We start from the raw sequence: 24,154 nt of genomic DNA, 5'->3' as shown, positions 1-24,154 counted from the left end.
GAGCAGTAACTGATGTCGGACACCTCCACCACTCGGCTGCCTCTCACCGACGCACAGGCCGGAGTCTGGTACGCCCAGCAGATCGTGCCGGACAGCCCCGTGTTCAACGTCGGCCAATACACCGACATCCCCGCCGACCTCGACGTCGACCGGTTCATCCGTGCCGTGGAGAGCGTCGTCCGGGACAGCGAAACGCTGCGGTCCCGCCCGGTGGCCCGGGGCGACACCGCCGTGCAGGAGATCCGTGCCGACGGTGCGGGAGTGGTGGAGGTCCACGACCTCACCGCGGAAGCCGACCCGCGGCACGCCGCCGCCGCGTGGATGCGCCGCGACATGGCGCACCCGGTCCGGTTCGACACGGACGAGCCGCTCGTCCGCTACGCCCTCCTGCGGGTAGGGGAACGCCGCTGGTACTGGTACCAGCGCTACCACCACATCCTCGTCGACGCCTACGCGGTCACCCTGCTCGCCCGGCGGGTCGCCGACGTCTACACCGCCCTGGGACGCGGCCAGGAACCGCCGCCGTCCCGGTTCGGCAGCCTCGCCGACATCGTCGCCGACGAAACCGCCTACGCCGCCTCCGAACAGTGCGCGGCCGACCGCGCCTACTGGACCGGACTGCTCGGCGACGGCTACCCCACAGCCCTGCTGTCCTCCCGCCCGCAGGCGCCCTACGCCGGGGTGCTGCGGGCACGGGCCGACGTGGCCGCCGACGTTCTCACCGGGCTCACCGAACTGGGGGAGCGCACCGGGGCCACCTGGGCGGACACCGTGATCGCCAGCTCTGCCGCCTACCTGTCCCGGATGACCGGGCACCGCGACGTAGTCCTCGGCATCCCGGTCATGGGGCGGCTCGGCCGGGCCGCGCTGCGCACCCCCGCCATGGTGGTCAACGTGCTGCCGCTGCGGGTGCACGTCCGCCCCGGGGACACGGTGGAACAGGTTGTCGCCGCCACCGCGGCCGCGCTCCGCGACCTGCGCGCCCACCAGCGCTACCGCGCTGAATGGCTGCGCCGCGACCTCGCCCTGGTCGGCACGGACCGCCCGCTGTTCGGCCCTGAGATCAACATCAAACTGTTCGACTACGACCTGTCCTTCGACGGGGTTTCCGCTACCACGGTGACCCTGTCCGAGGGGCCCGTCGACGATCTGGCTCTCTCGGTCTACCGCGCCCCGCACGGCGGCCTCACCCTGGAAGCCAACGCCAACGACCGCCGCTACGATCCCGCAGACGTCCAAGCTCGACTCGCCGAGATCGTCCGCCTGCTCGACGCGGCCGCTGCGGCCCCGGCCCACACTCCTGTGGCACGCCTCGACTACACCGGCGCCACCGCGGCCGGGCCCGCTGCACCACCGGTCGACGAGCACCCCCCGCTCATCCCCAGCCTGCTCGACCAGCTCGCTGCAGACGACCCGGACGCTGTCGCCGTGGTTGCCGACGGCCGCAGTGTGACCCGGGCCGAGTTCCTCGACCGCGTCGACCGGCTGGCCCGGCTCCTGCGCGCACACGGGGTCGGCCCGGAGCGGATCGTGGCGCTCGCCCTGCCCCGCACCCTGGACGTGCTCGTCGCCTTGTTCGCGGTGCTGCGCGCCGGCGGCGCCTACGTGTACCTGGACCCGGCCCACCCCGTGGAGCGGCTCGCCGCCATCGTCGCCGACACCCGTCCGGTGGTGGCGGTGACCGCACCGGACTTCGGCGCGCCCCTCCCGGACTTCGGGGACGCGCACCGCATCGACCTCGCCGACCCCCAGGTGCGCACCCGCCTCGCGGAAACCCCCACGACCAGCGAACCGCTGCCCCTGCCGCACCCCGACAACGCGGCCTACCTCATCTACACCTCCGGAACCACGGGGAAGCCTAAGGGCGTCGTCGTCCCTCACCGGGCCCTCGCCAACCTGGTCGCCGCCCACCGCCACGTCCTGTTCGACGGTACGGCCGCGCAGCGCCTGCGGGTCGGCCACACCGGGTCGTTCGGTTTCGACGCGTCCTGGGACCAGTTGCTCGGCCTGCTCTACGGCCACGAACTCCACCTGCTCGGCGACGACTACATCTACGACTACGCCCGCCTCGGCGCCTACATCTCCGCCCACCGCATCGACTACCTCGACTTCACCCCCACCTACCTGCGCGGCCTGCTCGACTCCGGGCAGGTGTGGCACCTGCCGCACCTCCTCAGCTTCGGTGGGGAAGCCTGCCCCGAGGACCTGTGGCGCCGCCTGCGCTCCCTCCCCGCCACCCGCGCCGTCAACTGCTACGGGCCCACCGAGAACACGGTGGACGCGCTCGTGGCGTCCGTGGCAGACAGCGACACCCCTACCGTGGGCCGACCCGTCCCCGGCGTGGCCGTCCGCATCCTCGACGACGCGCTGCAGCCGGTGCCGGTCGGGGTGGCCGGCGAACTCTACCTGGCCGGCGTCCAGGTCGCGCGAGGCTACCTGGGCCGCCCCGACCAGACCGCGGACCGGTTCGTTGCCGATCCGTACGGTCCGCCCGGCAGCCGCATGTACCGCACCGGGGACCGGGTGCGGCAGCGCGCTGACGGCCAGCTCGAATACCTCGGCCGCGTCGACACCCAGCTCCAGGTCCGCGGATTCCGCGTCGAAGTAGAGGAAATCGAAGCAGTCGCGGAAACCCATCCCGCGGTGGCCCGCTGCGCGGTCGCCGCCCACACCGCTGCCTCCGGATCGGTGCGGCTCAGCGCCCACGTGGTGCTCCACCAGGGGGTCACCCTCACCCCCGACCAGCTCCGCGCCCACCTCGCCGAACACCTGCCCGACGCTATGGTGCCCGCGGCGGTCGTGTTCACCAGCGACCTTCCGGTGACCCCCAACGGGAAACTGGACCGGGCCGCCCTGCCCGACCCGGGAGTGGAGAGCGCCGGCAGCCACGATGCGCCCGCCACCCCCCGGCAGCAGACCTTGGCGGACATCTTCGCCTACGTCCTCGGCGTGCCGACCGTGGGAGTCCACGACGACTTCTTCCGGCTCGGCGGGGACAGCATCACCGCGATCCAACTGGTCAACCGGGCCCGGGCCGCCGGACTGGCGCTGCGGGTGCGCGACGTCTTCGACCGGCCCACCGTGGCCCGGCTCGCCGCGGCCGCCACCCCCCTCACCGGGCATTCTGCCGCTGAGCCGGACGACGATCCTGTCGGCGACCTGCAGCCCACCCCTCTCATGGCTGACCTGCTCGACCAGGGCGTGCCCCCCGCGCGGTTCGCCCAGTCGCAGGTCCTGTGCACCCCGCCCGGCCTCAGCGAAGAGGTCCTCGCCGCCGCCCTGGGCGACCTCGTCCGCCACCACGACGCGCTGCGGCTGCACGCCACCGGCACCGCCCTGCAGGTCGCCCCGCCTGACACGGTCCCCTCCGGTCTGCTGCGCCGGGTGGATGCCGCCGAGTGGACCGACACCGACCTGGCCGCAGCAGTGGCCCGGGAGAACGCGCGCGCCGCTGACCGAATCGACCTGGCCCAAGGCCGCACCCTGGCCGCGGTCTGGTTCGACCGGGGTGCGCACCGCACCGGGCGGCTGCTGCTGCGCATCCACCATTTCGTGGTCGACGGGGTCTCCTGGCGGATCCTCGGCCCCGACCTGCGTGCCGCTGTGACAGCCCGAGCCCAAGGACACCCCCCGGCCCTCGCCCCGGCCGGAACCTCGCTGCGCCGTTGGACCCGCCTGCTCGCCGCGGAAGCGCGCCGCGCCGCACGCGTCGCGGAACTCGACTACTGGCAGCGGACCGTCGACCCCGCCACCCACCAGCCGCTCGGCATGAGACCCCTCAACGCAGGCGACACGGTAGCTACGCGCCGCAGCATGGAGTGGACTGTCGACCCCGACCTGTCGGCCGCTGTGCTCACCGACACCGGTCCCGCCCTGGGCATGGGCGTTGACGAACTGCTGCTCACCGCCCTGGCCGTGGCTGCCGCCCGGCTGCGGGCACGGCACGGCCACGCCGACAGCGGCGTGCTCGTCGACGTCGAAGGACACGGACGCTACGAGCTGGCCGAACCCGCCGACACCACCCGCACCGTCGGCTGGTTCACCAGCGCCCACCCGGTCCGGTTGGCGCTCACCCGCGACCAGGCCGCCGACGTCGGAGCGGCCCTCGCCCGCGTCAAGGAGACCCTGCGCGCCGTACCCGGCGACGGCCTCGGCTACGGCCTGCTGCGCCGCCTCAACCCCGAGACCGCGCCTGCTCTCGCGCATGCGGCCCGCTCCGACATCCTCTTCAACTACCTGGGCCGGTTCGGCGCCTCCCACGACGAGCCCTGGCAGACCGCCCCAGAGGTGGCGGACCTGCTGCTCGACGAAGACCCCGACCAGCCGCTCACCTGCGGTTTGGAAGTCGGTATCGCCGCCCGCGACACTGCCCGCGGCCCCCAGCTGGCGGTCACCTGGCGGTGGGCCGAAGGCGTCCACGACACCGCCGACGTGGCTTTCCTCGCCGAAGAGTTCACCGCGGCGCTGCGCAGCCTCACCACCTACGCCGCCACCCCCGGCGTGTGCACCCTCACCCCCTCCGACGTGCCGCTCGTCGCCGTCGACCAGGAGCGCATCACCCGGATCGCCCGCGACTGGGCGGAGCACGCCGACGTCGCCAACCCGCGGATCGTCGACCTGTGGCCGCCCACACCGCTCCAAGCCGGGCTAGTCTTCCACAGCCTCTACAGCGGCGGCCGCGACGCCTACACCACCCAGTCGTGCACGGACATTACCGGGCTGTTGGACGCGGACCGGCTGCGGGATGCCGCTGCTGCCCTCCTCGACCGGCACCCGTCGCTGCGCGTCGGCTTCTGGAGCGACGGCACCGACACTGTCCAGTTCGTCCCCGCTGAGGTGGCGCTCCGCTGGCGCATCGTCGACCTGTCCGGACAGGACGCGGCAGCCCAGGAGGCCTGCTGCGCGCAACTACGCGCCGAAGAACGGGACACCCCTTTCGACCTCGCCCGTCCGCCCCTGATCCGCTTCGTCCTCATCCGCCTGGCCCCGGACCACCACCGGCTCGTGGTCACCGACCACCACACCCTGCTCGACGGCTGGTCCACCCCGCTCTTCCTGCGGGAGCTGTTCACCCTGTACGCCAACCCCACCAGCCCGCCGCCCACGGCCACCTTCCGCGACTACCTGGTGTGGCTGGCCGACCGGGACCTGGCAGCCGCGGACCGCGCCTGGCGGGCGGAACTCGCCGACCTGCCCGGACCGTCCCTGCTCGCCCCCGACGCCGACCCCTACGGCGGTGACGGAGCCCAGCAGGAACTCTTCGCTGAACTCAGTGAGGAGGAGACCGCCCGACTCACCGAGACCGCCCGTTCCCTCGGCGTGACCGTCGGAGTCCTCGTCCAAACAGCATGGGGCCTGCTGCTGGCCGGGCTCACCGGGCGCGACGACGTCGTCTTCGGGGTCACCGTCTCCGGGCGGCCCGCCGAACTCGACGGGGTCGACGACATCCTCGGCCTGTTCATCAACACCATCGCGGTACGGCTCCGCGCCCACCCGGCCCGGAGCATCGCCGACCTCCTCATCGACCTGCAGCGTCGACAGGCCGCGCTCGCCGAACATCACCATGTCGGCCTCACCCGGCTGCAGGAGCTCACCGGTACCGCACCGCTCTTCGACACCCTCCTCGTCTTCGAGAACTTCCCGTACCGGGACGCGGTGGCCGACGAAGAATACGCGGGCGTGCGGCTGCGCGACGTCGACGTCACCGACACCACCCACTATCCGGTCTCCGTCAACGTGTTTCCCGGACCGCGCCTGCAACTGCGGTTGTGCCACCGCCCCGACGCGGTCGACTCCGCGCAGGCCCACGCGCTCCTGGACCGCTTCCGCGACCTCCTCACCCGCATCGCCACGGATCCGGGGGCCCGCGTCGGCACCGTGGGCGTAGCCGCGGAGGCAGAACAGTCCCGCATGCTCGGGGAGTGGAATGCGACGGGGCGGCCGGTGACGGCGGTGCGTCCGGATCGGGCGGTGGCTGAGTGGGCGCGGCGTGTGCCGGGGGCGGTGGCGGTGCGCTGTGGTGGGGCCGTGTGGTCGTATGCCCGGTTGGATGCTGAGGTGGAGCGACTGGCTGGTCTGCTGGTTGCGGGTGGGGTGCGGCCTGGTCAGGTGGTGGCGGTGTTGCTGCCGCGGGTTCCGGAGCTGGTGGCTGCGCTGTTGGCTGTGCAGCGTGTTGGTGCGGTCTATGTGCCGTTGGATCCGGATTTCCCGGCGGAGCGTCTCGCCTTCATGCTCACCGACTCGGGCGCCGTCACCGTGGTCACCACTCGCGGACTCGAGGCGGCAGTACCCGCGGGAGTGGGCCGAATCCTCCTTGACGATACAGCACCCGCTGCCCCCGACACTCCGGCACCGGCCTGGGACGGCCCGGATGGGGCGGCGTACATCTTGTACACGTCTGGGTCGACGGGGCGGCCTAAGGGTGTGGTGGTGTCGCACCGTAATCTGGCGAACTTCCTCACCGATATGGCTGAGCGGGTGCCTATGGGGCCGCAGGATTCTTGGCTTGCGGTGACCACGGTGAGTTTCGACATTTCCGCGTTGGAGCTGTACCTGCCGCTCCTCGCCGGAGCGACGATCACCCTCGTGGACGCCGCCACGGTGCGCGATCCGCGGGAACTCGCCGCGGTCATGCGCGCCAGCCAGCCCACGATCATGCAGGCCACCCCCACGCTGTGGCAGATGCTCGCCGACGAGGATCCGGACGTGCTCAACGGGTTGCGGATCTTCGTGGGAGGCGAGGCGCTGCCCGTACCGCTGGCGGACGTGCTCGCCAGCCGGGCAGCCGTCGTCCACAACGTGTATGGGCCGACGGAGACGACGATCTGGTCGACCGCCGACCGGGTACGCAGCGGCGCCCCCGTCACCATTGGCGTGCCGATGGCGAATACGCGGGTGTATGTGCTGGATGCGGGGTTGCGTCTGGTGCCGCCAGGTGTGGCGGGGGAGCTGTATATCGCTGGTGAGGGGGTGGCGTGGGGCTACCACGGCCGGTTCGATTTGACTGCGCAGCGGTTTGTTGCTGATCCGTATGGTCCGCCCGGGTCTCGCATGTATCGCACGGGGGATGTGGTGCGGTGGCGATCGGATGGGCGGTTGGATTTCCTGGGTCGTGCCGACTTTCAGGTCAAGATCCGCGGTTTTCGCGTCGAACTCGGGGAGATCGAAACCGCGCTCGCCCGTATCGACGGGATCTCCCAAGCAGTGGTGGTGGCCCGTAACGACAGCGGAAACCACCAGCGGCTCGTCGCCTACCTCGTCCCAGCCGGGGCAGCGGCGCCCGGCACGGCCGAGATCCGGGAGAAGCTCGCCGCGGTTCTGCCCGCCTATATGGTGCCGTCGGCGTTCGTGGTGGTGGACGAGTTCCCGCTGACCGCCAACGGCAAGATCGACCGCAAAGCCCTCCCCGACCCCGCGCCCGCAGCAGGGGACGGCCCGGCCGGACGGGACCCGGTCACCGCCTACGAGGAGATCGTCTGCCAGGTCTTCGCGGCTGTCCTCGACCGGTCCGACGTCACCGCGGACGCTGACTTCTTCGCGCTCGGCGGCCACTCCCTGCTCTCACTGCGTGTCGTCGCCCGGCTCCGCGCCCTCCTCGGCGTCGACGTCGGGGTCCGCGACCTGTTCGAAGCACCTACCCCGGCCGCGCTTGCCGCCCGCCTCACCACACAGACCGGACGGCGGCCCGCCGTGACCCGCCGCGGCCCAGACGCCCCACCTGTCCTCTCCCACTTCCAGCGGCGGCTCTGGCTCATCGAGCAGGTCTACCAGACCCGCGGCGCCTACAACGTGCCGCTCGCCGTCCACGTCTCCGACCGGCTCGACCTCGATGTTCTCCGCGCCGCAGTCCGCGACCTCGTGGCCCGCCACGAGGTGCTGCGCACCCTCGTACGCAGCAGCGACGACGGCCCCGACCCGGTTCTCCTCGCCCCCGAGGACGCCGCGGTCGACGTCGCGGAAGTTCAGGCCGCAGGGCCGGTGGCGGACCTGCTCGCCGAACTCACCGCCCAGCCCTTCGACCTCGCCACCCAGATCCCCCTGCGAGTCCGCATGATCACCGGGGAACAGGTCGACGGCTGTGTGCTGCTCCTCGTCTGCCACCACATTGCCGCAGACGAGTGGTCTTTCGCGCCGCTGCTGCGCGACCTGGACACCGCCTACCGGGCGCGGGCCGCGGGACGCGCCCCCGACTGGGAGCCGCTGCCCGCCCAGTACAGCGACTACGCGGCCACGCTGCACGACTGGTTGGGCGAGGCCACCGACCCCGCCAGTCCGCTGCGCCGCCAACTCGACTACTGGCAGCACGCCCTGCAGGACCTGCCCGACGAACTGGACCTGCCCACCGACCGGCCCCGGCCGGCGACAGCAAGCCACCGCGGCGGCCTAGCGCGTGCCGAACTCCCCCCTGAACTGGTCGAAGCTGTGCGCCGCCTCGCCGCCCAGCACGGCGTCACCGTCTTCATGGTGGTCCAGGCCGCTGTCGCCGTGCTCTTGCACCGTCTGGGCGCCGGCGACGACATCCCGTTGGGCAGCCCGGTCGCCGACCGCGCCGACGAAGCCGTCCACGACACTGTCGGCTTCTTCCTCAACACGCTGGTGTTGCGCGTGAACCTGTCCGGCAACCCTACTTTCGCCGACCTGCTGGACCGGGTCCGTGCCGTCGACCTGGAAGCGTTCGCCCGCGCCGACGCGCCGTTCGACGCGGTAGTCGACACGGTGAAACCGCCCCGGGCGGTCAGCCGCCACCCGCTGTTCCAGACGATGGTCTCCTACCAGCGTCGCCCTTCGGATGTGGACCGCCTGTTCGGCGCGGCCACCCGGCTCGTTGAAGTCCCGCTGGACACCGCCAAATTCGACTTGGAGTTCGCGTTTATCGAGGACGGGCACGGCGGAGCCCACATCGCCCTCAACTATGCGGCCGACCTGTTCGACCATGACAGCGCGGAACAGCTGGTGGCGCGCCTCCGCACCGTGTTGGAGCACGCCTGCGCGGACCCGTGTCGTCCGGTTGCTGGGGTGGAGGTGGTGTCGGGGGCAGAACGTCGCCGGTTGGTGTCTGAGTGGAATGCGACGGGGCGGCCGGTGACGGCGGTGCGTCCGGATCGGGCGGTGGCTGAGTGGGCGCGGCGTGTGCCGGGGGCGGTGGCGGTGCGCTGTGGTGGGGCCGTGTGGTCGTATGCCCGGTTGGATGCTGAGGTGGAGCGACTGGCTGGTCTGCTGGTTGCGGGTGGGGTGCGGCCTGGTCAGGTGGTGGCGGTGTTGCTGCCGCGGGTTCCGGAGCTGGTGGCTGCGCTGTTGGCTGTGCAGCGTGTTGGTGCGGTCTATGTGCCGTTGGATCCGGATTTCCCGGCGGAGCGTCTCGCCTTCATGCTCACCGACTCGGGCGCCGTCACCGTGGTCACCACAGCAACGCTGGAGCCGACCCTGCCGCAGGACACCGCACGGATCTGCGTCGACGACCCGGACCTGCGTCCCGAACCCGGCACAGCAGTGCCGTCGGCCACCGTGGATGGGGCGGCGTACATCTTGTACACGTCTGGGTCGACGGGGCGGCCTAAGGGTGTGGTGGTGTCGCACCGTAATCTGGCGAACTTCCTCACCGATATGGCTGAGCGGGTGCCTATGGGGCCCGAGGATTCTTGGCTTGCGGTGACCACGGTGAGTTTCGACATTTCCGCGTTGGAGCTGTACCTGCCGCTCCTCGCCGGAGCCACCGTGGTGCTCGCCGCTCCCGACACTGTCCGCGACCCGGCCGCGCTAGCCGACCTCATCGCGGCCGAGCGTCCCACCGTCATGCAGGCCACCCCCACGCTGTGGCAGATGCTCGCCGACACCGCACCCCACGCGCTGCACGGGCTGCGTGTCCTCGTCGGTGGGGAAGCGCTCCCCGCCACCCTCGCCGAGACCCTGGCGGAACGGGCGGTGGAGGTCACCAACGTGTATGGGCCGACGGAGACGACGATCTGGTCGACCGCCGACCGGGTACGCAGCGGCGCCCCCGTCACCATTGGCGTGCCGATGGCGAATACGCGGGTGTATGTGCTGGATGCGGGGTTGCGTCTGGTGCCGCCAGGTGTGGCGGGGGAGCTGTATATCGCTGGTGAGGGGGTGGCGTGGGGCTACCACGGCCGGTTCGATTTGACTGCGCAGCGGTTTGTTGCTGATCCGTATGGTCCGCCCGGGTCTCGCATGTATCGCACGGGGGATGTGGTGCGGTGGCGATCGGATGGGCGGTTGGATTTCCTGGGTCGTGCCGACTTTCAGGTCAAGATTCGCGGTTTTCGCGTCGAACTCGGGGAGATCGAAACCGCGCTCGCCCGTATCGACGGGATCTCCCAAGCAGTGGTGGTGGCCCGTAACGACAGCGGAAACCACCAGCGGCTCGTCGGTTATGTGGTAGCCGAACGCCTGGTCACCCCCAGGGAGTTGCGGACCGCACTCGCTGAGACCCTGCCCGCCTACATGGTGCCGTCGGCGTTCGTGGTGGTGGACGAGTTCCCGCTGACCGCCAACGGCAAGATCGACCGCAAAGCCCTCCCCGACCCCACGCCCACGGCCGACAACGCCGCGCCGGTCCGCGAACCCGCAACCGAGGCGGAGGCCGCGCTGTGCGCCGTCTACGCCGAAGTCCTCGGCTTGGACAAGGTGGGAGCCGACGCCGACTTCTTCGCGCTCGGCGGCGACAGCGTCCTCACCCTGCGCCTCGTCCACAGGGCCCGCAGTGCCGGATGGGAGATCAGCGCCCGCCACGTCTTCCGCCACCCCGTGGTCGCTGACCTCGCCGCGGTCGCCCAGCCCGTCACCGAGGAGGGACCTGCCGCCCCCGCACCGGAGGAACCGCTGGTCTCCCTCGACGCCAACCAGCTCGCCCAGCTCGAATCACTGTGGAGGAAACGGCGTTGACTCAGCGACCCAGCGGAATCAGCGAGGTGCTCCCCCTTGGCCCCCTCCAAGAAGGGCTGCTCTTCCACCACGCGCTGACCGGAGCCGACGGGGACGTCTACGCCCTGCAGTGCCGGGTGGCCCTGCACGGCCGGATCGATACCGCCCGGCTGCGGCGTGCCGCCCGCGCACTCCTGCAGCGCTACCCCAACCTGCGTGCCGGATTCGCCCACGAAGGCCTGGACCAGCCTGTCCAGTTCGTGCCCGCCGACGTCGACGTGGCGTGGGAGGAGACCCGGGCCGAGGGGGACCCCGCGGCCGCCGCGGAGCCGCTCGCGGAACGCGAACTCGCCCACCGGTTCGACCTGGCCGCGCCGCCGCTCCTCCGATTCCTTCTCGTCCGCGGCTACACCGAGCACGTCCTCGTCGTGACCGCCCACCACATCCTGCTGGACGGCTGGTCGCTCCCACTGCTCATCACCGAACTGTGCACGCTGTACGCGGCGGACGGCGACACCGCCGCGCTGCCGCCCGCCCCCTCCTACCGGGACTACCTGGCCTGGCTGGCCCGCTTGGACCGGGATGCCGCGGCGGATGCGTGGCGCACCGCGCTCGCGGACCTGCCGGGACCGTGCCTGGTCGCTCCGGGACGTTCCGGGACGGCTCGGCCGCCCCGCCGGACGACCCGGGTGCTTCCCGCAGCGCTCGGCGCCAGGCTGCGGGACGCGGCCCGAGCCCACCGGGTCACCCCCAACACCGTGTTCCAAGCCGCGTGGGCGATCGCCCTGGCCACGCGCACCGGGAGCACCGACGTGGTCTTCGGTCAACCTGTCTCCGGACGCACCCCTGACGTGCCTGGCTCCGAGGCGATGATCGGACTGTTCACCAACACGCTTCCGGTACGGGTCCGGCTGGGGGTAGCCGAAACAGCCGCGGCCCTCCTACGGCGGATCCACACCGAGCAGGCAGCCCTGGTCGACCACCATGCCCTCGGGCTCAGCGCGGTGCAGCGTGCCGCCGGCACGGCAACCCTCTTCGACACCCTCCTTGTGGTGGAGAACTTCCCGGTCGACCGTTCCCGGCACGCCGCCGACCACGCGGGCATGCGCGTCACCGGCGTCACAGTGCGCGACGCCACCCACTACCCGCTGGTGCTGGTGGTGCTTCCCGAAGAGGACATCACCCTCTGCGTCGACTACGACCCCGACCAGTTCTCCGCCGCGGACGCCGAGGCCGTCCTCGACCTCGTTGTCCGCGTCCTCACCCAGCTGGTGGACGACAGCGAGCGGCCGCTGTGCGCATTCGACCTGCTCGGCGACGCGGAGCGGGCTGCGCTCGCCGCGCACAACGCCACGAGGCACCCGCTCGCCGAGCACACTCTCACCGCGCTCGTGGACGCGGCCGCGCACACCCACGCCGACCGGGTGGCGCTCATCGCCGACGGCATCCGGCTCACCTACCGTGAAGTGCACGACCGGGCGGGACGGCTCGCCGCGCTGCTCGCGGAACGCGGCGTAGCCCCAGGGGACGTGGTGGCGGTGGCGCTGCCCCGCTCCGCGGACCTGGTCATCGCGCTGCTGGGCGTGCTGCGTGCGGGGGCCGCCTACCTGCCGCTGGACGTGGACCATCCCCCGGCCCGGCTGGCTGCCATGGTGGAGCGGGCCCGCGCCGGCACCGTCGTCACCTGCCAGGGGGCCCTGCCGCGCCTCGGTGACCGGCTGCCCGGCACTGTCGTGGTGGACGACGCTGCGACCCGGGACCGCCTGGCCGGACTCGAGCCGCTGCCGACCCGGGACGTCCACCCCGACCAGCTCGCCTACACCATCTTCACGTCCGGATCCACCGGCGAGCCTAAGGGCGTGGGGGTCGCGCACCGGGCGATCGCCAACCGGTTGCAGTGGATGCAGCACACCTACCGGCTCACCCCCGAGGACCGGGTCGCCCAGAAAACCCCTGTCGGCTTCGACGTGTCGGTGTGGGAGTTCTTCTGGCCGCTGATCACCGGAGCCACCCTGGTCGTGGCCCGCCCAGGCGGCCACCGCGACCCCGCCTACCTGGCCGCTTTGTTCGCCGAGCACAAGGTGACGGTCTGCCATTTCGTGCCGTCCCTGCTGCGCGTCTTCCTCAACGAGCCCACGGCCCGCCGCGCTACCGCGCTGCGGCAGGTCATCGTGAGCGGGGAAGCGCTCGACGCCGACCTGGCCCGCGCTTGGGCGCGCACCCTGCCCCAGGCGCGCCTGGACAACCTGTACGGTCCCACCGAAGCCGCCGTCGACGTGACCTCCCACCCGGTGTGCGGGGCGGGCACGGAGCCGGTCCGCGACCCGGTGCCGATCGGCCGTCCCGTGTGGAACACGGAACTGTACGTCCTCGACTCGTCCCTGCGGCCTTTGCCGACCGGGGCCGTCGGCGAACTGTACCTGGGCGGGGTGCAGCTCGCGCGCGGCTATGTCGGCCGCCCCGGCATGACCGCGTCCCGGTTCGTCGCCAACCCGTTCGGCCCGCCCGGCTCCCGCCTCTACCGCACCGGTGACCTGGTGCGCCGCCGCGCTGATGGGGCCGTGGAATACCTCGGCCGGGTCGACGACCAAGTGAAGATCAACGGGGTGCGCGTGGAGCCCGGTGAAGTGGAGGCGGTGCTCCGCGCTCAGCCCGGGGTTGCGGACGCCGCGGTCGCCGCCCGCCCTGCCCCTGCCGGCGGGCTCCGCCTGGTCGGCTACCTCGTCCCCGACGGCTCCCCGCCTGACGTGGACGAGGTCCGCCGCGGGCTTGCCGACCGCCTGCCCGCGGCATGGGTGCCCGCCGCGTTCGTGGTGGTGGACGCGCTGCCGCTCACCGTGAACGGCAAACTCCGCCGGGACGCGCTGCCCGACCCTGACCCGGGCCCCGTCTCCAGGCGCGCCCCCCGCACCCCCCTCGAGCACGCCCTGTGCGCGGCGTTCGCCGAGGTGCTGGGGATGGCCGAGGTCAGCGCGGACGCGGACTTCTTCGCACTCGGTGGGGACAGCGTCTCTTCACTGCGGCTCGTCGGCCGGCTCGTCCGCGAAGGAATCCACCTCACCGTGCGCGACGTGTTCACCTACCGCACCCCGGAGCGGCTCGCCGACGCCGTCCCCACGACCCCACCGTCCGAAGCTGAACCTCCCGCCTCGGAGGAGACGCCGGAGGAGGACGACTTCTCCGACCTCATCACCCCCGACGAGTTCGCTGAACTCGCCCAGACGTGGCGCGAACAGGACTAGGCCCGACCGTTGAGGAGTACCACCATGACCACCGCAGCCGCGGGTTCCCGGGAGATCCACGAGGTCCTCCCGCTCACCCCCCTCCAAGAAGGGCTGCTCTACCACGCCACCGTCGACGAGTGGCAGCTCGACGTCTACACCGTCCAGAACATTTTCACGTTCTCCCGCCGGGTCGACGCGGCCGCGCTGCGGGCCGCCGCGGACGCCCTGCTGCGCCGCCACCCGGCGCTGCGCGCCGGAATCTGGTACGAGGGCGTGGAACGCCCCGTCCAGTTCATTCCCCGGCAGCTCCGCGCCGCCTGGCGGGAAGTCGACCTGTCCCACCTGGATGCCGCCGAAGCCCAGCGCCGCCTGGAGCGGATCCGCGTGGAGCAGCGGGAACGCCGGTTCGACTTGACCCGGCCCCCGCTGGTCCGCCACGTCCTCGTGCGTCTGCCGGGGGAGCGGGACGTGCTTGTGCTCACCTTCCACCACATCGTCATGGACGGCTGGTCCGGTGAGCTGTACAACGCCGAACTGATGGAGGTGTACCGCAACGGCGGTGACGCTTCCGTGCTGCCGCCGTCCCGCCCCTACCGGGACTACCTGGTGTGGTTGCGCCGCCAGGACCAGGCGGCCGCGCTCAACGCGTGGCGGCACGCTCTCGGCGACCTCACCGAAGGCACCCTGGTCGCCCCCGCCGAGGACGGCACATCCGGGACGGTCATGCCGCACACCGTGGACACGGTGGTCGCCCGGCCTCTCCTGGACCGGCTCACTGCGCTGGCACGCCGGATCGGGGTCACGGTCAACACCGTGGTGATGACCGTGTGGAGCCTGGTGCTGCGCAGCCACACCGGCGCGGACGACATCGTCTTCGGCAGTACCGTCTCTGGCCGCCCACCCGAGATCGACGGGGTGGAGTCGATCGTCGGCGTGTTCTTCAACACGGTTCCGGTGCGGGTGCGGATCCGCCCCGGCGAGTCTGTGGCGGCGCTGCTCCACCGCGTCCAAGCGGAACAGGCCGACCTGCTGCCGTACCACTACGTGGGGCTGGCCGACATCCAGCGCGCGCTCGGCGGCCGCCGCCTCTTCGACACCCTCTACGTGCTGCGCAACCTGCCCTACGACGACGAGGGCTACCAGCGCATCCGAGAAGCCACCGGCTTGGAGTCGGTTACCGGCTTCGACGCCACCCACTATCCGCTGACGTTCGTCGCCCAGCCGGGGGAGGAGTTCCGGCTCAGCCTCGCCTACCGCGGCGACCTCGTCGACTCGGGGACCGCCCACGCCCTGGTCGACCGGTTCCTGCGGCTGTTGGAGCAGGTCACCGCGGTACCCGGCCAGCCGGTGGCCGCCCTGGAAGTGCTGTCTGACCGGGAACGCGCCGCGCTTGCGGCAGCGCACGGCGACACCGCACGCGACCTTCCCGAGCAGAGTCTGATGGACCTGTTTGAGCAGTCGGCGCGGGCCTGGCCGCACCGCACCGCGCTGGTCGCCCGCGACGCGACGCTGACGTTCGCGGAGCTCAACGCGCGCGCCAATCGGCTTGCCCGGCTGCTGCTCGCCCGCGGCGTGGGCCCGGAAACCCCGGTGGCGATCGCGCTGCCCCGCTCCAGTGACTGGGTGGTCACCCTGTTCGCGGTGCTCAAAGCGGGCGGCGCTTATGTGCCGCTGGATTTGGAGTATCCGGCGGGGCGGCTCCGCGTGATGCTTGCCGACGCCGCTCCGGCGCTCACCGTTACCACCACGGCTGCCCGGGGCCACCTTCCCGCCGACAGCGGGCCGCTGCTCCTCCTCGACGATCCCGCCATCCGGGACGAGCTGGCCCGGATGGCGGACACCGACCCCACCGACGCGGACCGGCCGCGTCCGCTGCGCGGCGACCACCTCGCCTACACGATCTTCACCTCCGGGTCCACCGGGCGGCCCAAAGGCGTGCAGATCACGGGCCGCGGCCTGGTGAACATGCTGGTCAACCACCGTGAGACGATTTTCGGCCCGGTGGTGGACTCCCTCGGCGGCCGGGTGCTGCGCATCGCGCACACGGTGTCGTTCTCCTTCGACATGTCGTGGGAGGAGCTGCTGTGGCTGGTGGACGGCCACGAAGTCCACCTGCTCGACGAGGAGCTGCGCCGCGACTCGGACCGGCTCGTCGACTACTGCCGCCGCCACTCGATCGACGTCATCAACGTCACCCCCTCCTACTGCGGGCAGCTCATCGAGGACGGACTGCTCGACCCGGACCAGTACCGGCCGTCCCTGGTGCTGCTTGGCGGGGAAGCGGTCAGCGACACGGTGTGGCAGGCATTGCGCGGCGCGGAGGGGGTCCTCGGCTACAACCTGTACGGGCCGACCGAGTACACCATCAACACGCTCGGCGGCGGCACCGCAGACAGTGCGACCCCCACGGTTGGCGGACCGATCGCTAACACCCAGGTGTACGTCCTGGATTCTGCGCTGCGCCCGGTCCCGCCCGGCACCCCCGGCGAGTTGTACGTGTCCGGCGTCGGACTGGCCCGCGGCTATATCGGCCGGGCTGATCTGACCGCGGAGCGGTTCGTCGCCAACCCGTTCGGGCCGCCGGGGTCCCGCATGTACCGCACCGGGGACCTGGTGCGGTGGCGGCCGGACGGCCACCTCGACTACCTGGGCCGGGTCGACGACCAGGTGAAAATCCGCGGGGTGCGCGTCGAACCCGCGGAGATCACCGCCGTGCTGGAGGAGCAGCCGGAGGTGGCGCAGGCCGCGGTGGTTGTCCGGGAGGACACTCCTGGACGGGCGCAACTGGTCGGCTATGTGGTGCCTGCCGCGGGGGCGCGCATCGACCCGGCAGCGCTGCGCCGCACCCTAGCGGACCTGGTGCCGGCGGCGATGCTCCCCGCCCACCTGGTGGAGCTCGACCGGCTGCCGCTGACGGTCAACGGCAAGCTCGACCGTGCCGCACTGCCCGCGCCTGCGCTCCCGGAACGCGGCGGACGCGCCCCGCGCGACGAGTTGGAGCGCGCCCTGTGCGAGCATGTCGCCGCGGTCCTCAACGTCGACCAGGTCAGTATCGACGACGACTTCTACGAGCTGGGCGGGCATTCACTGTTGGCGATGCGCCTGGCCGCGCGTCTCCGCAAGCACGTGGGGGTGCGCGTGGGGGTGGGCACCCTGTTGGCGGCTCCCACGGTCGCCCAGCTCCGCGAATACGTGGACACCGGGCGCCGCGACGACCTGTTGGCTACTGTGCTGCGCCTCCGCGAAGGCGGGCGGAAGCCTCCACTGTTCTGCTTCCACCCGGCGAGCGGGTTCGCCTGGTCCTATGCTGCGCTGGCGCCGTTCGTGGACCGTGAGCACCCTCTGATCGGCGTCCAGTTTCCCGGATTGCGCGGCGAGCAGGTCCCCGGCTCCATGGAGGAACTGGTCGACCTGTATGCCCGGCACGTCCGCCGGGTGCAGCCCCGCGGCCCCTACTACCTGGTGGGCTGGTCGTTCGGGGGCCAGGTCGCGCACGCTTTGGCGACCCGTCTGCAAGCCGAAGGGGAGCAGGTGCCGTTCCTGGCACTGCTTGACACCTATCCCACGGATACCCCCGAAGTGCTGGCGGCCGGGGGAGTCCCGACTACTGAGGAAGCGGAACAGGAGGCGCTCGAGTTCCTGCTGTCGAGCTCTCAACGGGAACTGCCGAGCTGGCTGACCAAGCCGTACCGGCGCGAGCAGGTGGTGGAGTTCCTGCGTGACAGCGGGGGAGTGTGGGCGGGGTTCGACGCGGAGGTCATCGACCGGGTGGTGCGGGCCCGCGCGTTCACCATGGAAGTCATGTACCGGGCGCGCTACCGCGTCTACGACGGCGACCTGCATTTCTTCACGGCCGCGGCGGACCGTGACCCGCACAGCGGGATCGGTGCGCACCTGTGGCGCCGGTACGTCACCGGCGAGGTGGTCGACCACGAAGTCGACTGCGGACACAACGACCTGGTCGGACCGGCGGCGCTGGCGGTGATCGGCCCGCTCCTCGCTGAGGGGGTGCGGCGGGCCGAGGCCGCGGCCAGTCACCGCCCGCTTCCCCCAACATCACGATCCGGACACAGCTAGCCGATGGGGTTGGGAAAGCCCTCCACCACCCTCTACCGTTCACTTAGGCAAGGCTTGCCTAACTTAATCGTGGTTGTAGGACACTGGCCACCGACACGAAGAAAGCGATCAAGAGTGCAGCAGAAAGCCCTCCGAAGCGGACTTGTCCTCGGCGCAGGCGCCCTCGCCCTCAGCCTCACCCTGACCGCCTGCGGTGATGCGCAGGAGGCAGCGGACACCCCCGCACAGGGCGACACGGTCACCGTCGAAACGGACTACGGGACCGTCGAGATCCCCGCTGACCCGCAACGCATCGTCGCCCTGGAATTCGGCACCGAGGTCGTGCTGGAAGCCGGGATCGAGCCTGTCGGTGTGATCGAACCAGTAGCCACCCTCTACACCGCTGAAGAATTCGAGCAGCTCTCCACCTACCCGGTCGTGCAGTCGGCGAGCCTGGAGATCAACATGGAGGCCATCGCGGAGGCCCAGCCCGACCTGATCATCGGCGGGGTCCGCGTGGAGAGCCACGACGAGTACGTCGGCATCCGCGAAGACCTCGAGAAGATCGCCCCCACCGTCTTCTTCGACTTCGACGGTGCGGGCTCCGGGCTGCGCAACATGACGCTCGAACTGTCGCGGGTCGTCGGCGACGGGGAGCGGGCCGAAGCCGAACAGCAGCGCTTCGAAGAGCGGGTCGAGGAGATCTCCACCGCCTACGCCGACCAGTTGGCCGACACCACCTTCGCGCTGGTCTTCGGCGTGGACGGCGAATTCGCCGTGGTCAACACCAACGCCTGGGGCGGGGAGATCCTCCACACGCTCGGTGCGAAGCAGAGCAAGGCGCAGCAGCCGGCGGGGGAGAACTTCGCTGCCTTCTACTCCTACGAGGAGATCGACGAACTCTCCGACGCTGACGTCATCTTCTACGAGACCGACGCCCAGGAGAACCCCGACCCGTTCACCGAGGCGCTGCTCGAGCAGAAGCTGTGGCAGAGCCTGCCCGCGGTGGAAGCCGGCCAGGTCCACCCCCTGCGCTACAGCGCGGCCCGCACCTACGCCCAAGCCAACATCGTCCTCGACCAGATCGAAGAGGTCCTCAAGGGCCTATGACCCCCTCCGGTGCCCGCCGGACCTCGGCGGGCACCGCCTCCCCGAGGAAGGAGCACCACCGATGACCAACCCGTTCGACGACGATGAAGGAGTCTTCCTGGTCCTGGTCAACGACGAAGACCAGTACTCCCTGTGGCCCGAGTTCGCTGAGGTTCCCCAAGGGTGGCGTACCGTCTTCGGGCCGACGTCCCGCGCCGCAGCCCTGGACTACATCAACACCCACTGGACCGACCTGCGTCCGCGCAGCCTCCGTGAGGCGATGGAGGCGCACAGCACGGCGGGGTGAGCCCCGCGTGCGGTCGGCAGCCCGGCGCGCGGCCAAGCGCCGCGCGCCCCACCAAGAGCCCGCTGTCACGGTTCGGGAGGCGATCCGCCTACCCTGGGCGTCGACAACGGATCACTCGGGCGAACAACCCGCCCGGGGACAGACCCGACGACCGCAAAGGGAGGTCTACGGTGCTGCGCACCATGCTCAACGGAAAGATCCACCGGGCCACGGTCACCCACGCGGACCTGCACTACGTCGGTTCCATCACCATCGACGCCGATCTGATGGACGCGGCCAACCTCGTCGACGGCGAACAGGTCCACGTGGTCAACATCACGAACGGGCACCGGTTGGTCACCTACGTGCTGACCGGGGAGCGCGGCAGCGGTGTCATCGGAATCAACGGGGCCGCCGCCCGCCTCGTAGCGCCGGGAGACCTGGTGATCATCATTTCGTATGTGCAGCTCACCGAGGCTGAGCGTGCCACCCACCGGCCCCACGTGGTGCACGTGGACGCCAACAACCGCATCGTCGCCCTGGGCGACGACCTGGCTGAGCCGGTCCCCGGAAGCGACCAGAAATCGGGGGCGCTTCTCCCCTAAAAGTGCGCGGCGACACGGCTCGGTGGTGTTAAGGTATGCCTTGCCTAAGTAACAACCCGTGGGGTTGTTGTCGCCGATCCGTGAGGACGCCGTGAAACTCACCCGACTGATGATCGACGTCACCCCGCTGCGCATCAGCCGGGAATTCCGCATCGTCTTCGTCGCCAGGATCGTCTCGATCTTCGGACTGGGATTCGCCGCGGTCGCCCTGCCCACCCAGGTCTACCAGCTCACCGGTTCGTCGTTCCTCGTCGCCACGGTCCACACCGCCAACGCTGTCTCCGTGCTGGGTGGAACCCTCGTCGGCGGGGTCCTCGCGGACCGGGGCGACCGGCGCCGCCTCATCGTCGTCGGTCGCGCCTCCGCGGTGGTGGGCTACACCGTGCTCGCGGCCAACAGCTTCCTCTTCGACCAACCCCTGCTGTGGGTCATCCACGCCTCGGCCCTGTTCATCGGGTTCTTCGGCTCCTTCAGCGCGGTCGCGCTGCAGGCGGCGGCCCCCGGGTTCGTCCCCCGCGACAAGCTGCCCGCAGCCGGAGCGCTCCTCGCCCTCAACGGGGAACTCGGGGCGGTCCTGGCCCCCGCTCTGGGCGGGGCCCTCATCGCCGCTGCCGGAATCGGCGGCAACTACGCACTCACCGCAGCACTGTCGCTGGTGACCACGGTCCTCGTCTGGCGGCTGCCGCGCCTCGAACCGGACGGCGACCGCCAAAGGGAATCGGTGCTGCAGTCGGTCCGCACCGGGACCCGCTTCGCGCTCCACCACCGGGTCGTCGGCCCGCTGCTGCTCCTCGGCTTCGCGCAGCTCCTGTTCGCCTCCCCCCAGGTGCTCATCAACGAGTTCACCGACACCGTGCTGGGGGGCGGCCCCGCCACGGTCGGCCTGCTCTACACCGCTCCGGCGCTGGGCGCACTGCTCGGCTCCCTCACCAGCGGCTGGACCGGCCACCTCCGCCGTACCGGCACGGTGCTGATCGGCGCAGTCGGGCTCTGCGGCCTCGCCGTACTCGGCCTCGGGCTCAGCCCGGCGCTCCCGATAGCGTTCGCTTTCCTCGTCCTCCTGGGCTACGCCCAGGTCAGTGAAGAGATCCTCCGGTACGCCCTCGTGCAGTCCCATACGCCTGCCGACCTGCGCGGCCGGGTCAACAGCCTATGGACTGCTCAGGCCACGGTCGGCGACTCCGGGGGGGCGCTTGCCCTGGGCGCCCTGGCCCCGCTGCTCGGCGTGGCCGCCACCATCGCCGCGGGGGGTGTCCTCACCGTGCTGTCAGTCGCCGCGCTCGCCCTCGTCTTCCCCCGTTTGCGCACTGCCCAAGTACTGGTCGTTTCCGACGACTCCGGCGATTCCGCGAACGAACCGGTCGCCGGCCACCAACCCCGCCAGGAGCGGCCACGGGGGGCTGCTCCCGCACCAACCGAGTAGAGGAGTGCCATGACCGCAACCGTGACGGAACGCACCGTCGAGATGTACCCGCTGAAGTCCCGACTGCTCGAGGTCGTCAACGTCCGGAGAATCACCCCCCGGATGGTCCGCGTCGACCTCGGCGGCAGCGACATCGCTGGACTGCGCAGCGACAACTTCGCCGACCACGTCAAACTGTGGTTCCCCAACCCTGAGACGGGAGAGCATGTGCTCCCTGTCGTCGAAGACGACCGCTGCCTCAACTTCCGGGCTCCCGGCGTCATCTACCGCGACTACACGGTCCGCCGTTTCGACGCGAAAGCGGGACTCCTCACCATCGACTTCGTCGTCCACGACAACGGTCCTGGCGGGCGCTGGGCGGCCACCGCCCAGCCGGGTGACCGTCTCGGCGTGCTCGGTCCGCGCGGCACTGTCTACTACCCCGAGGCCGACCACTACGTGCTGCTCGCCGATGAGACCGCGCTGCCTGCCGCGGCACGCCGCATCGAGGAACTGCCGCGTGACGCCTCGGTCACCGCGTTCTTCGAGGTCGCTGACGCCGCAGAGGAGCAGGAACTGGACGCACCGGAGGGCGCCGAGATCACCTGGCTGCACCGCAACGGCGCCGCCCCGGGCACCACCGACCTGCTGCTGCGTGCGCTGGAGCAGACCGAATTCCCCAAGGGCCGCGTGTTCGTCTGGGCTGGCGGGGAGGCTGACGCCCTCAAACCCATCCGTCGGCTGCTCAAGGAACGGGGCCTGGTGCGCGGCCGCGACTTCGAAGTCGACGGCTACTGGCGGCGCGGCGTGTCCAATCTCGACCACCACGCCGCGGACGATGACGACGAGTAGTCAAGGACTGAAGTGCGCGGCTATATGGAGGAAATAAACCGATTCCGCGACGATTTCCGGTAGTGGTCTTTCCTCTGGGCGGCAACCGTGTGACGCTTGACGGAGGCAGCGGCCTCCGTCAAGCGTGCGAAGGGAAACGTCCGGTTGGGCAAACGTGCTGGAACGGGTCGTGCACCAGGGGAGTTCTACGATCCTGAGCGTCGGGAAGTCGCCGCGCACATCGAATGGCAGAAGCAGGGGGCCTGGGTCGTGATCTGGGGCCCTTACACTCGCCGCTACTGGGCGTTTGCGTGCTGGCCTCTGCCTGAGGGCGGGCAGGTGGTCTCCGCGTCGGATCCAGACGAGCTCTACACCGAGATGCGCCGCGTGGAACGTGAAGGCAAGTACCTGAAATGGCGGTACGGCCGCCGTCAACCGCAGCGCCGCACCGGGTCGTAAGCCTGCCGGGACCGCGGTCTGGTCCCAGGCCGCTGGGGCAACGCCTGAGAGGGCGAAGGGCGCACCCGCAGGGGCGGCCCGGTGTGCGCGGCCAGAGCCCTGCGCCGGGCCCCGGAACCAGGCGCAACACCGGCCAGTGCAGAGAAAAGAGGTCAGAAGCTTTCCTGATCAGGGGTGCGCAACTGGCGGCGTGCCCCGTGGAGCGGAACGGGCCGCGGAGCCAAGGCTTCGTGTCCCCGCGACCCGTGCTGCCGGCGCAGGGCCGTGCCGGCGGCTCTGCGCCCGGGCACAAGGTGAGCACTCCCGAAAACCCCGAGGGCAGGGCCGCCGGAAGCCGCTAGGGGGCCAGCGCGGGGTTGCGCAGCCACTCCTGAAGCTCGTTGCGGCGCTCGTTGTCGCACTTGTGCGGGCAGGTCGTGCAGTAGCCGTGCTCGGGGTCGCCCTTGTAGTCGAAGCAGCACGTGCCCCGGACCGCCCAGGTGCCACGCGGATGGTTGTCGCAGAACGGGAACAGGCGGGGACGGGCCCGTGTCACCGCCCCGGCCTCGAGGAGAGCATCGGCCAACCGGTTGGCCAGCGCCCATGCTGCCTGTGCGTCGCGGCCGAGGAAACGCGCCGGGTTGAGCATGTAAAAGTGCGCAGTGTCCAGCACCCAGCCCCACAGGGTCCGCTTCCCCACCCGGGTGTGCGCGGACAGGGCGTCAATCACCGGGGTGAACGCGGCGACCATCGCGTGCGCTGCGGCGCGGACCACGTCGTCGCTGCCGGGGAAGGTGACCGTTTCCGGGTGGCCGGCGAAGCGGTCGTCGGCGGTCACAGCCACTTTCAACTCCGTGAGCATCGGAGTGCCGAGGGTGCGGTCGGCGCGGACCGGAAACCACAGGTGGCTGGCGTCCAGGAGCGGGGCACGGCCGGTCAGGTACAGTCCCGCCGCGACAAGGAAGATCGGTTCCCGGAACACTGCGCGCAGGAAGTGGGTGGCGGCGGGCAGCCGGTGGCCGGGCCGAGTGGCCGCGACGAACCCGTCGTAGACCGGTGCGAAGGCGTTTTTCGCGGCCAACAAGTCGGCACGGCACCACTGCCCGGCGTCACCCTGGTCTCCGGACCGGGTGAACGACCGGAGGCGCAGGTCCGGCAGCGGAGCGAACCGGAGAGGCGCACAAGCGTCGACTACGGTCGCAAGCGGGTGACACTGACGGGTCATGTGCCGGAGAAGCCTTTCCGCGTGGCACGTTAATGGAGATAGCGCAACAAAACGCGCAGCGCTGACGCGGAACTAAGGCTAGCCTAAATTAACTTGGGAAGGCAATTCTGGCTACCG

General features: G+C 70.8%; 10 protein-coding genes. 9 read left to right on the top strand and 1 reads right to left on the bottom strand.

What is annotated here, in order from left to right; genetic code table 11:
- The first annotated feature begins 12 nt into the window (after positions 1 to 12).
- The 9 genes from TFU_RS09195 (at position 13) to TFU_RS09155 (ending at position 22,833) form a co-directional block, all read left to right on the top strand.
- Positions 13 to 10,902: a non-ribosomal peptide synthetase gene (locus tag TFU_RS09195; protein ID WP_011292291.1), complete on the top strand. Its 10,890-nt coding sequence runs from the start codon at positions 13 to 15 to the stop codon at positions 10,900 to 10,902.
- Entirely contained in the window at positions 10,899 to 14,123 is a 3,225-nt protein-coding gene (locus TFU_RS09190; protein WP_011292290.1) for a non-ribosomal peptide synthetase, read from the top strand. Before TFU_RS09195 ends, TFU_RS09190 begins: the two co-directional genes overlap by 4 nt.
- A gap of 24 nt (positions 14,124 to 14,147) precedes the next feature.
- Positions 14,148 to 18,182, top strand: coding sequence for a non-ribosomal peptide synthetase (locus TFU_RS09185; RefSeq protein ID WP_011292289.1), 4,035 nt, complete (start codon positions 14,148 to 14,150; stop codon positions 18,180 to 18,182).
- Positions 18,183 to 18,296: 114 nt separating this feature from the next.
- On the top strand, positions 18,297 to 19,271 hold the full coding sequence (locus TFU_RS09180; protein WP_041428105.1) for an ABC transporter substrate-binding protein: 975 nt from the start codon (positions 18,297 to 18,299) through the stop codon (positions 19,269 to 19,271).
- A gap of 61 nt (positions 19,272 to 19,332) precedes the next feature.
- Entirely contained in the window at positions 19,333 to 19,557 is a 225-nt protein-coding gene (locus TFU_RS09175; protein WP_011292287.1) for an MbtH family protein, read from the top strand.
- A 170-nt stretch (positions 19,558 to 19,727) separates the two neighbouring features.
- The gene (gene panD, locus TFU_RS09170; RefSeq protein WP_011292286.1) at positions 19,728 to 20,141 is read left to right on the top strand and encodes an aspartate 1-decarboxylase; all 414 of its coding nucleotides are present in this window, start codon (positions 19,728 to 19,730) and stop codon (positions 20,139 to 20,141) included.
- A 91-nt stretch (positions 20,142 to 20,232) separates the two neighbouring features.
- Positions 20,233 to 21,564, top strand: coding sequence for an enterobactin transporter EntS (gene entS / locus TFU_RS09165; protein WP_011292285.1), 1,332 nt, complete (start codon positions 20,233 to 20,235; stop codon positions 21,562 to 21,564).
- Between the two features lie 9 nt (positions 21,565 to 21,573).
- Entirely contained in the window at positions 21,574 to 22,395 is an 822-nt protein-coding gene (locus TFU_RS09160) for a siderophore-interacting protein (protein ID WP_011292284.1), read from the top strand.
- Between the two features lie 144 nt (positions 22,396 to 22,539).
- Positions 22,540 to 22,833, top strand: a complete 294-nt coding sequence (locus TFU_RS09155) for a hypothetical protein (RefSeq protein WP_011292283.1) — start codon at positions 22,540 to 22,542, stop codon at positions 22,831 to 22,833.
- Between the two features lie 337 nt (positions 22,834 to 23,170).
- Here the strand turns inward: TFU_RS09155 and TFU_RS09150 are convergent, their stop codons facing one another.
- Positions 23,171 to 24,037 (bottom strand): (2Fe-2S)-binding protein, encoded by an 867-nt coding sequence (locus tag TFU_RS09150; RefSeq protein WP_011292282.1) that lies wholly within the window; start codon positions 24,035 to 24,037, stop codon positions 23,171 to 23,173.
- Between the last annotated feature and the right edge of the window lie 117 nt (positions 24,038 to 24,154).

Origin of the sequence: Thermobifida fusca YX (assembly GCF_000012405.1) — a bacterium.
Classification (GTDB): Bacteria; Actinomycetota; Actinomycetes; order Streptosporangiales; family Streptosporangiaceae; genus Thermobifida; species Thermobifida fusca.
Note: the sequence above shows the minus strand (reverse complement) of the source record. Positions and strands in the feature narration are given on the sequence as shown.